The organism is Bradyrhizobium sp. P2_E8 (genome assembly GCF_056403875.1).
This window is the reverse complement of sequence record NZ_JBFUES010000148.1, coordinates 1-10,566: the sequence shown is the minus strand read 5'-3', so window position 1 is coordinate 10,566 and position 10,566 is coordinate 1. Positions and strand designations below refer to the sequence as shown.

Genomic DNA, 10,566 nt, shown 5'->3' with positions numbered 1-10,566 from the left:
CGCCCGAGAGCTGCCGCGGAAAATGATGGGCCCGGTGCAGCATGCCGACGGCCTGAAGGCTCTGTTCGGCGCGCGCCAGGCGCGCCTTGCGGCTGATGCCGCCATAGACCAGCGGCAGCGCGACGTTCTCGATCGCATTATGGCGCGCGAGCAGGTTGTAGGACTGGAACACGAAGCCGATGCTGCGGGCGCGCAAGGACGACCGGCGATCTTCCGAGAGCTCGGCGACATTCGCTCCCTCGAGATGGACCTCACCCTCGCTCGGCAGGTCGAGCAGCCCGATCATGTTCATCAGCGTCGACTTGCCGGAGCCCGACGGTCCCATCACGGCGACGATCTCGCCCTGTGCGATGTCGAAGCTGACGTTGCGCACCGCCGCCACCGCGACCCCGTCGGTGCGATAGGTCCTGGATACGGACCGGAGACTGATGAGAGGAAGGGGGGCAGTCATGATCCGAACCTGATTCCGAAAAACTCCATGCCCGCCGGCCGGATGGCCTGGCCGACCGCGACCTGGCTGCCTTCGACGAGGTCGCCGCTCTTGAGTGCGACCTGTTCGGTGCCGGCGGCGCCGACCGTCACCGCAATGCGCTGGAGCGAGCCGCCGGCAGTGCGCACCCACACGCCGCTGTGCGCGGTGGTCGGTTCCGGACGCGCGCCGGACGGCTGGAAACGCAGTGCGGCGAGCGGCACCTTCAGCACGTCGTCCTGCCGCTCGATCACGATCTTCACCAGGGCCGTCATGCCAGGCAGCAGCGCGCCGTCGAGATTGGAGGTCGACAGCACGACGGTGTAGGTGACGACGTGCTGCTGGTTCTGCGGCGCCTTGCGCACCTGCCGCACCACGGCCTCGAAGCGGCGGTCGGGGTAGGCATCCACCGTGAAATAGGCGCGCTGGCCGGAGGCGATGCGCCCGATATCGGCCTCGTCGACCTGGGCGTGAATCTCCATGTCTTCCAGGCGATGGGCGACCACGAAGGTGGTGCGCGACTCGAGGCCAACCGCGAGCGTCTGGCCCTCGTTGACGAACCTGCCGACGACGACGCCGTCGATCGGCGAGCGGATCACGGTGCGGTCGAGATCGGCCTGGGCCGCGGCGAGAACGGCCGCCTTCTCCGGCACCGCCATGCGGGCCTGTTGCAGCTCGGCTTCGATCCGGCGGACGTCGGCCTGGGCGCCGTCCACGGAGTAGGCGTTGAGCGACATGAGGACCTCGGCCTCGCGCTCCTGGGCCAGACGTGCCGTGAACTCGGTCTGCGCGTCGTCGACCGTCGTCGTCGCCACCACGTTTTGCGACTGGAGCGCCAGCTTGCGCTGCAAGGTCTTCTGTGCCGAGCTCTTGACCGCCTGGGCGCTCTCGAGCTTGGCGGCGAGCACGTCGCGGCTGCCCTTTGCGTTCTGCAGATCGATCCTGGCGCGATCGAGCTTGGCGCGCGCGATGTCGACCAGGGAATTGGAGACCGCCATGGAAGCCCTGGCTTCGTCGACCTTGGCCGCGAAGCTGCGCGGATCGATCAGGGCGAGCGGCTGGTCCTTGCTGACGGTGTCGTTGAAGTCGACATAGACCCGGGCGAGCTGCCCCGACAGCTGGGAGCCGACCTCGATCGTCTTGACCGGCTGTAGCGCGCCGGTGACGGTGATCGTCTGCTCGATGCTGCCGCGCTGGATCGCGGCATAGCGGAACATCGGCGCATCCGACCCGAAGGCCGGAGCTTCGCGCCTGCCGGGCACGAGCAGCCGCTTCGTCGAGTCATAGGCGTGAGCCGCCGTGTCTGCCGCGCTACCGGCGGCGCCGGCGACGACGGCCGGCTCTGTGGCGAAGGCCGCGGCGAGGGCGCATGCAGCTCCGAGCAAGGCAATAATTGGCACAAATCGCATATCAAAAACCCGCCTGCTTGAAATGGCTTCGTTGCCGGTGCGGAGCGAGATCGCGCTATGGTTGTAAATTGTCAAAATCGATATCGATACGTCAGTATGTCGTCGCGGCCGGGGCGACGGTCGGGCGCGCTGGACGATCCAGAAGTAAAATGCGCGGGCGCGACCTTTCGTGATTTGCGTGAAGTGCATACCCGGCGTATTCCAGAGGTTGCGCGCGGTATCGAACTCGATAGCTGACTGAACGTCTCGTGTGGTTTGGTCCAGATGGCCGGCCGCCGGCGTTCGAGTTGGCGCATGAGTGGCGACACCATGACGCAGTTGGGCGATACCTCGGTCGAGACGCCGAATTGCCGCATCCTCGATATGGCGTCTCGCGGTGACGCCGCCGTCGGCGGCATCGAGACCTTTCCATCACGAAGCCCGATATGTGAACGCCTTCACTCGTCTCGGCCGGGTGTTGGCCTTAAGACGTCAAACCGACGGGCAGACGCGACTCGACCGGTTCTCGCCGGTGCATTCAAGAACCTTGTTTTCGCTTGCAAGAACAATGGATGGCTCGTTGCTGGATCATCGAGGCCAGGTCCGGGAGTTTGATGCAATGGATTCAAATCAAGCTACAGTTTATGTCGTTGACGACGAAATCGAGATACGAAGCGCGATCGGGAGACTTTGCGAGGAGACGGGACATCAGGTGAGGCTGTTTGCCTCGACGGACGAATTCCTCAGGGAGAGGCTTTCCGACGGACCCTCATGCCTCGTGCTCGACGTCCGCTTTCCCGGCACGTCGCCGACCGGCCTGGAGCTTCAGCGCAAGCTCGCCGAATCGGGCGTGCCCATTCCGATCGTTTTCATCAGCGGCCACTCCGACGTCCGTGTCTCGGTCGAGGCGATGAAGCGCGGCGCGGTCGAGTTTCTGCCAAAACCCTTTCGCGAACAGGAGATCCTCGATGCGATCAGGCATGGCATTGAGCGCGACCGCAGGCGGATCGAGCGCGAACGCGCCGTGCGCGAGGCCCGGCAGCGCGTCGAGGCGCTGACGTCGAGGGAGCGCGAGATCATGCTGCTGATGGCCGAGGGGCTTGTCGCCAAGCAGATCGCGGCGAGGCTTGGCGTGAGCGAAGTGACGGTGAAGGTCCATCGCGCCCGGATGATGCGAAAGATGGAGCTGCGGTCGCCGATCGAGGTGGCGCGGCTGATCGACAGCATGGGACGCGAAGCGGAGACGACGCGCGCCAGTGCGGGACAGCCGCAAATCTGAGGTTGCGAGTGGCGACTTGCCGCGCAACGTCTAGTCCGTACCGATTAGCATGAACTGCAGTCTGTCGCGATTGCCGCGATCGGTTCAGAGTGATCCCACGATGTCGGTCGCATTCAGGACCAGCATCCGAAACCAGTCAGACAACTTGGCCAGAAAGGGATACTCCATGCGCAAATTGTTTTTTGCTTCCGTTGCCGTGCTCGCTCTGTCTTCCGCGGCCCAGGCCGCCAACACGTCCACCACGGTGCAGCTCGGCATCGTGAACTCCTCGAGCGTCACGCAGAACGGCCTCACCAACGACAGCTCGTCGACGACCCAGGTCGGCATCCTGAACGGTGCGTCCACCATGCAGGGCACCAGCTCGCCGTCGCTCAACAACGCCAGCACCGTGAACCAGGTCGGCGTGCAGAACACGGCGACCACCGGCCAGGTGGCCTTCATCAACAACGGCAGCTCGATCACCCAGAATTCGTTCGGGCCGGCCGCGCTCCAGAACAACTCCGCCAGCGTCGGCCAGCTCAGCGGCTTCGGCATCAACACGAGCACCGTCTCGCAGACGGCGCACTGAACCATCTCGTCGACCGGACGCGTCACAGCGCGGCGCGTCCGGCCCATTCTCGAAAGCACCGCCATCGGGCGGGCCGACCAGTCAAGGATCGCTCGCCTATTCTCGCGGAGGACATGACATGCGGATCACCTATCTCGTTGTGACGGCCATTGCGCTCAGCGCGCTGACTGCCGTCGATGCAAAGGCCGGCAACTCGGCCAGCGTGCTGCAGTTCGGCACGACCAACAGCTCCTTCATCTCGCAGACGGGCTCAACCAGCAACAGCGCCACGACGTTGCAGTTCGGCGCGACCAATACTGCGACCACCTTGCAGATGGGCTCGCTGCTCACCGTCAACACCGCGGTGACCGGGCAGGGCGGCACCACCGCGACGGCGTCCAACACGGCGCTGACCGGCCAGGTCGGCGGCGCCAATTCGAGCCTGATCGGCCAGATCGGCGCGAACAATGTGGCCGGCGTCGGGCAGCTCGGAATCCTGAACGGCTCGACGATTCTCCAGCAGACTCCGTGAGCAATTCGGAAGTGGTGAGGCATGTCATGAAACGTCTCTTGAAACGTCTCTTGGGAAGCGCGGGTGCCGCAGTGCTCGCCCTCGGCGGCGCCGGCGCCGGATCGGCCGGCGCCCAGACCGCCGACATCAAGACTATCGTGTCGGTCGGCGGACCGCCGGTCGTGCTGAACCAGAACAGTCAGCTCAACATGGCGGGTGTGTTCATGATCGGCGGCAGCACCAGCGCGACCGTTGTCCAGAACGGCACCAACAATGCCACGGGCGTCCTGCAATTCGGCGGGACGAATTCGGCGTCGATCGGGCAGGCCGGGATGAACAATTTCGCCTTCGTCGGCCAGACCGGCCAGTCGGCGACCAGTCTCGTGTCGCAGCTCGGCGCCATGAACACGGGCACGGTGGCGCAATTCAGCAAGGTCAACACTTCGACGATCGTCCAGACCGGTCGGTAAGGCGCGCAAACTSATCGGCGTCGGGAACCAGCGGGGAAGCGCGATGCGGTGCGGCAGAGAGGTCTTGAAGCGGGTTCTGGCTGTGGCGGCGTTGCTTGTCGCCGTAGGCACGGCGACGCAGGCGCCGGCCGGAACGGTCCAGCGCAGCGTGACCAACCGGAACGTGAGCATCGAGACGATCGTGCAATTCGGCAACGACGTTCAGCCTGTCACGATCGAGGAGAACAGCCGCATCAACATCGCGCGGGTGATCCAGATCGGCGGAACGGGAACGGTGGACGCGACCATCATCCAGAACGGCACGCGCAACTATGCTAATGTGATCCAGGTGGGCGGCACCACCAACGCGGCGATCGGTCAGTCCGGTCTCAGCAACACCGCCGACATCACCCAGATCGGCAATTCCACCAACGCGCTCCTGCTTCAGATCGGCGACATGAACTCGGGAGCGGTAAGGCAGTTCGGACGCTTCAACTGGCTGGCGATCTTTCAGTTCGGCCGATGATGGAGGTATGACATGAGGTTGCTCCTGCTCGCATCCGGAATAGGATTCATGAGCGTGGTTGCGATGGCGCCGGCCGGGGCCGGCGATGGCCATACCACGGTGGTCCAGGACGAAAACGGGACGGCGGCGATCACGCAAAGCGGCGATCCCGCGCAGGCCGAGGTCAGGATCGAGAAAGAGCCCGGGCGCACCACCGTGTACCGGCGCAGCGGCGGTAACACCGCGATCGTGACGCAGGGCACCGGCAATGCGCAGGATTTGCTCGATTGGCTGCGCAAGCACCAGCAAGACCACTGACACATCGCGCCGTCGCAAAAAGGCGGAATTCCGGGCGTTCTGCCGCACCGGGTTCCCCGTTAATCCCGTGTCTTAACCAATAATTAATTATACGTTTGCGGGTGGGCGACAGCCCGGCCTAGCGTGCGGTGGGGAGCCGCCGAAGCCAAACGAGTTGGTGCGTATCATGATGTCCAGATCATATGGGGCGCTGTTCGCCTCGCTCAGCGCAGCCGCGCTGCTCCTTTCGTCCAGCGACAGTTTTTCAAGGCCCGGCGGCGCCGCTCCGCATGGGTCCACTGCGGCGTCGCCGACTGCGGCAATGCGTCCGCCGATCGCRCCGGGTGCGCGGTTCCGCGGCCGCAACACGCCGTGGGTCTATTGGCCGGGCGGAGGCGGGTTCTTTTACGACGGCGCAGGCTATAGCCAGCCCTTCGCCGATGCCGGACAGCCGCCCTCCACCGACGTGCGCTACACCTACACCTATGACGTTCCCTGGGACTGGACGCATCGCTTCCCGCCCAACGTGGTGCCGTCCGATCGGCCCTATGTGCCGAGTTGCCCGACGGAGCAGGTGACGGTGCCCGGTCGTGGCGGCGGCGAGCACACCGTCAACATCATGCGCTGCTACTGAGCAGCGCGTTGCTTTTTGAGCATGATCTCTTCGGAAAACCGCTTCACACTTTTCCGGATCATGCTCTAACCCAGCTCGAAGCTGGTCACGCCGAAGACACGGTCGAGCCGCAGCTGCGGGATCGGCCCCGTGTACATTCGCGCGGTCTCGAACACCGGCTTGAGGCCGAGCTGTTCCGCGAGCGCGATGGCCTCGCGATTGACGGCGGGGACATCGAGGAAGACTTCGCCACCGTCCGCGCTCGCCAGCAAGGCCTGCACGACCGCTTCGGCCGCCGCGCGATCGTCGGCGACGAGCGGGCCGATCTTGCGACCGGTCCGGCACGGGCGGATCACGCCCCATGCGGCGAGCTTGCCGTCACGCAGCAGCGCGCGGCCGACATGGCCTGATGTCTTGATCCAGGCGCGCAGGAAGGCGCTGCGCGGCGCGGGGAACACCGTTGCGTCGTCGGCTTCGACGAGCGCGAACGGGATCGTGTCGAGCGCGACGACGTCGGCGGGCGGCCCTGGCGGCGCGGCGACGGTGCCGCCATAGCGGATATTGGCGTAGGCAAGCTGGAAGCCGGACTTTTTGTAGTTGTCCTGCTGYGCCACGACGCCGTCGAGGCCGATCACGCGGGGACGCGCATGCGCGATCGCGGCGTTCCAGATGCGCAGGCCGTGGCCGGAACCGCGAAGGTCCGCGCGCACGATGTAGAAGCCGAGAAAGGCGAAGCGGTCATCGTAATTGACGCAGGAGACGGTCGCGACCGGCTCGCCGCCGAGCTCGCCGACGAAGAAGCCTTGCGCGTCGGGGATGGCGAAACAGGCGGCGTCGGAGAGGCCCGGATTCCAGCCCTCGGCCGCGGCCCAGTCGACGGCGATGGAGATCTCCTCGGGGCGCAAATTACGGATCTGCAAATCGCTCATGACGGATGCCTTCGACGGTGGACCTGCCGGCAAGTCTGGCGGTAGAAGGCCTCATGATAGGCCGGGCCCGCGGCTCGCCTCAAGACAGGGATGATCGGTCATGGCAGCAGAGAAAGTCGCACTCGTCACCGCCGGCGGCAGCGGCATGGGGGCAGGGGCCGCGCGGCGGCTCGCGGCCGACGGCTTTCGCGTCGCGATCCTGTCGTCCTCCGGCAAGGGCGAGGCACTGGCGGCCGAGCTCGGCGGGCTTGGCGTCACCGGCTCCAACAAGTCGAATGATGATCTGAAGCGTCTCGTCGACGGCGCGATGGCGAAGTGGGGGCGCATCGACGTGCTCGTCAACAGCGCGGGCCATGGACCCCGCGCGCCGATCACGGAGATTACCGACGAGCAGTGGCACACCGGACTCGATACGTATCTCCTCAACGTGATCCGGCCGACCCGGCTGGTGATGCCGGTGATGCAGGCGCAGAAGAGCGGCGCCATCATCAACATCTCTACCGCCTGGGCATTCGAGCCGAGCGCGATGTTTCCGACCTCGGCGGTGTTCCGCGCAGGCCTTGCCGCCTTCACCAAGATCTTCACCGACACCCATGCCGCCGACAACATCCGCATGAACAACGTGCTGCCGGGCTGGATCGACAGCCTGCCGCAGCTGGATGCGCGCCGCGACAGCGTGCCGATGAAGCGCTATGGCACGGTCGAGGAGATCGCAGCGACGATCTCGTTCCTGGCGTCCGACGGTGCAGCCTACATCACCGGCCAGAACATCCGTGTGGACGGTGGGCTGACGCGCTCGGTCTGACGTCGGCAGATTCGCATCACGCTCGCGCGGGCCTTGTCGTGATGCGACACGGCCGCGCGCGGCGCGCCGCCGATGAAGGACGAGGCGTGGCTGCTGGGTCACACTCCTCATCCGCTCGCGCGACGTGGGGCGCACACTACGTCACAGTCCCTATGAACTTCGTCGCAGCCCAAGACGGCATGGGGCCGGCAGCCTATGCCCGATCTGCGCCGGATGCCTCTCGCCCGCGCGCATTCGAAACGCGAGCTGATCGCGTGGGCATGGAGACTGGAATGAAGACGTTTTTGCTGGCGGTCGCTTCGGTTGTTTTGGGCACCGCATCGGTGCAGGCGGCCGACCTCGCGGCGCATTACACCAAGGCGCCGATGATGGCGCCGGCCTACAACTGAACCGGATTTTACGTCGGCGGCAATGTCGGCGGGCAGTGGGGCAGCTCCGATCCCAGCACCTCGACCGTGTTTTCTCCGACGGGCTATTTCGCCGCCAGCAGCGTCCCCGCCGTCAACACGGTGGGTGCCCAGGGCATCAACAGCTCCAGCGTGACGGGCGGCTTAACCGCAGGCTACAACTGGCAGGTCAACAACGCCGTGTTCGGCATCGAAGGCGATATCAACTATTTCGGCTTCAAGGGCCGCGCCTCGGGCACGGCCGTGTATCCCTGCTGCGCACCGGACACCTTCACCGTCAATTCGTCGGTCTCGGCTGACTGGCTCGCCACCATTCGCGGCCGCATCGGTTTCCTGGCGGCTCCGACCTGGCTACTCTATGCCACGGGCGGCGCGGCCATCTCGGAGGTGAAGGCCAATTTCAACTTCACCGACACCTTCGCCGGTGGTGCGGCCGAATCCGGAACGATCCGCGACACGCGCGTCGGCTGGACCGCAGGCGTCGGCACCGAATATGCGTTCGGCGGCGGCTGGTCGCTCAAGGCCGAATATCTCTATGTCGATCTCGGCCGCGCTACGGCAACCAGCACCAACCTGGTCGGCTTCGCCGGCACGTTGCCTTTCCCGAGCAGCGTCTTCACCCACTCGGTGGACATCAAGTCGAACATCGTGCGCGTCGGCGTGAACTACAAGTTCGGCGGACCGGTCGTCGCCAGATACTGAGCTTCATCCCGTTCCGAATCTGGCGTGGAAAGCCCCGGCTCAGCCGGGGCTTTCTGTTTAGGGCCGGCTTCAGTGCGAGGCCACGAGCTTCGCCAGCGCCGGCAGGATCCTRTAGCGCGCGATCTCGTGCGGATATTCGCCGCGATTGGCCAGCAGCACGATGCCGATCCGCCGCGACGGCACGAGGCCGATATAGCCGGAGGCGTTGTTGAGGCCGCCCGGCTTATCGACGACGGTGGCCTCGGGAAGATGCACCGTCTCCCAGGCCATGCCTTGCCCGAATTTCTCGTCGACGCGGAAGGCCTCGTGCTGGGTCATCCGCAGCGCCTCGCGCAAATGCGGATCGACCGAGCGGCCATCGACGCAGGCCGCAACGAAGGTCGAAAGATCCCGCGGCGAAGAGAACACCTGGCCAGTGCCGGGAAAGTCAAAATAGCTCTGCTGGTTGCCGGGCGGGCCGATCGCCATGCCCTGATCCGAATAGCCCTGGACGACCCGCTGCATCCACGCTGCATCCATGACGGCGCGATTGTCCTCGCCGCGTTCGGGCACCGAGGTCGCGGTCATGCCCAGCGGCTTGAAGATGCGCTGTTCGAACTGGGTTGCGATCGGCGCGCCGTAACAGCGTTCGAGCACGAGCTGGAGCAGCACGTAGCCGGCATGGCTGTAGATGCGCTGCTTGCCGGGCGCTTCGCCAGCCCGCGGTCTCCATGCGTTGAGCATCTCGATGAACTGCGCGCGCGAGAACTGCTCGTCGGGCCAGGGCGGATGGTCGGTCGGCAGCAGCAGTCCCGACGTGTGCGTGACGAGCTCGCCGACGGTGACGCCGCGGATGCTGTCGCCGGTGAGCTCGGGAAGGTATTTCGGCAGGGGATCGTCGAGCCGCAACTCGCCGCGAAGCGTGCCGAGCGCGACCAGCGTCGCCTCGAACGGCTTGCGCAGCGAGGCGAGGTTGAACAGCGTGTCCGATGTGACCGACCGTCGCGTCGTGTCGTCGGCAAAGCCGTAGTTGAAAAACTCGACATGGCGGCCGGCATACAGCGCGGCGGCGAGGCCGCCCGGTTGGTCCGGCGTCGCGGTCGGCGCCAGCTCGTTGGCGACGATGTCGCGCATCTGCGCGATCATGTCGGAATCCGCGGCCGCCTTGCGCGGGATGATGAGGCTGATTGCGAGCGGAAGCAGGGCCGCCTTGGCGAAGCCACGCCGGCTGATCGAAAGAGGTCGTGAGGTGACAAGTGGGGACACGCGCTTGATGAACAGATTGCCGTCGCCCCCGGCGCCAGTCGCACCTGCAAACCGCGTCCCGCCTCAATTCACAATCGCGCGTTGGAAGTTCCGCGGCGGATCTTCCAGCCGCCGATCCCGCGTTCGGCCGCGCCGACGGATTTTACTTAGCTTGTTGGCTAACAATTATTGACGTGGGTTCGTGGTGGGTCTATAGTTAGCTTCATGGCTAACCAATTGGACCAGATTTTTTCCGCGCTCGCCGACCCGACCCGGCGGGCGATCGTGATGCGGCTATGCGCCGGCGAGGCCTCGGTCGGCGAGCTCGCCGAGCCGTTCGACATGGCGCTGCCGAGCTTCATGAAGCACATCCAAGTGCTGGAGCTGAGCGGACTGGTGCAGTCGGAGAAGTCCGGCCGTGTACGCACGCCGTGTACGCAC

13 protein-coding genes and 1 pseudogene are annotated in these 10,566 nt (G+C 65.4%); 10 read left to right on the top strand and 4 right to left on the bottom strand.

The genetic code is table 11. From position 1 onward, the window contains the following. Both AC1D00_RS11030 and AC1D00_RS11025 read right to left on the bottom strand, forming a co-directional pair. On the bottom strand, positions 1-451 hold a 451-nt coding region (locus tag AC1D00_RS11030; protein WP_477010699.1), incomplete at its 3' end, for an ABC transporter ATP-binding protein. Next, entirely contained in the window at positions 448-1,878 is a 1,431-nt protein-coding gene (locus tag AC1D00_RS11025; protein WP_477010698.1) for an efflux RND transporter periplasmic adaptor subunit, read from the bottom strand. The genes AC1D00_RS11025 and AC1D00_RS11030, both read right to left, overlap by 4 nt. A 598-nt stretch (positions 1,879-2,476) precedes the next feature. Between AC1D00_RS11025 and AC1D00_RS11020 the strand changes: the two genes are divergently transcribed. The 7 genes from AC1D00_RS11020 (at position 2,477) to AC1D00_RS10990 (ending at position 6,079) form a co-directional block, all read left to right on the top strand. Further along, positions 2,477-3,136: a response regulator transcription factor gene (locus AC1D00_RS11020; RefSeq protein ID WP_477010697.1), complete on the top strand. Its 660-nt coding sequence runs from the start codon at positions 2,477-2,479 to the stop codon at positions 3,134-3,136. 166 nt (positions 3,137-3,302) lie between these two features. Continuing rightward, complete coding sequence (locus AC1D00_RS11015; RefSeq protein ID WP_167771281.1) at positions 3,303-3,704, top strand: curlin subunit CsgB; 402 nt, start codon at positions 3,303-3,305, stop codon at positions 3,702-3,704. Positions 3,705-3,822: 118 nt separating this feature from the next. Next, entirely contained in the window at positions 3,823-4,215 is a 393-nt protein-coding gene (locus AC1D00_RS11010; protein ID WP_135177329.1) for a curlin, read from the top strand. A gap of 26 nt (positions 4,216-4,241) precedes the next feature. Next, entirely contained in the window at positions 4,242-4,664 is a 423-nt protein-coding gene (locus tag AC1D00_RS11005) for a curlin (RefSeq protein WP_477010696.1), read from the top strand. Between the two features lie 64 nt (positions 4,665-4,728). Beyond that, positions 4,729-5,169 (top strand): curlin, encoded by a 441-nt coding sequence (locus tag AC1D00_RS11000; protein WP_283813909.1) that lies wholly within the window; start codon positions 4,729-4,731, stop codon positions 5,167-5,169. Between the two features lie 12 nt (positions 5,170-5,181). Beyond that, a complete protein-coding gene (locus tag AC1D00_RS10995; RefSeq protein WP_027549281.1) occupies positions 5,182-5,466 on the top strand; it encodes a hypothetical protein in 285 nt (94 codons plus the stop codon). Positions 5,467-5,632: 166 nt separating this feature from the next. Next, a complete protein-coding gene (locus AC1D00_RS10990; RefSeq protein WP_167771280.1) occupies positions 5,633-6,079 on the top strand; it encodes a hypothetical protein in 447 nt (148 codons plus the stop codon). 65 nt (positions 6,080-6,144) lie between these two features. Here the strand turns inward: AC1D00_RS10990 and AC1D00_RS10985 are convergent, their stop codons facing one another. Continuing rightward, the gene (locus AC1D00_RS10985; RefSeq protein WP_477010695.1) at positions 6,145-6,987 is read right to left on the bottom strand and encodes a GNAT family N-acetyltransferase; all 843 of its coding nucleotides are present in this window, start codon (positions 6,985-6,987) and stop codon (positions 6,145-6,147) included. A 100-nt stretch (positions 6,988-7,087) separates the two neighbouring features. Between AC1D00_RS10985 and AC1D00_RS10980 the strand changes: the two genes are divergently transcribed. Further along, positions 7,088-7,792: an SDR family oxidoreductase gene (locus AC1D00_RS10980; protein ID WP_477010694.1), complete on the top strand. Its 705-nt coding sequence runs from the start codon at positions 7,088-7,090 to the stop codon at positions 7,790-7,792. Positions 7,793-8,064: 272 nt separating this feature from the next. Further along, a pseudogene (locus AC1D00_RS10975) lies at positions 8,065-8,901 on the top strand (outer membrane protein). A gap of 69 nt (positions 8,902-8,970) precedes the next feature. Here AC1D00_RS10975 and AC1D00_RS10970 read toward each other — a convergent pair. Next, the gene (locus tag AC1D00_RS10970) at positions 8,971-10,146 is read right to left on the bottom strand and encodes a serine hydrolase (RefSeq protein ID WP_477010693.1); all 1,176 of its coding nucleotides are present in this window, start codon (positions 10,144-10,146) and stop codon (positions 8,971-8,973) included. A gap of 204 nt (positions 10,147-10,350) precedes the next feature. On the opposite strand from AC1D00_RS10970, the gene AC1D00_RS10965 reads away from it, so the two are divergent. Continuing rightward, positions 10,351-10,566 (top strand): ArsR/SmtB family transcription factor (locus AC1D00_RS10965; protein WP_477010692.1); only part of this gene is annotated, 216 nt, incomplete at its 3' end.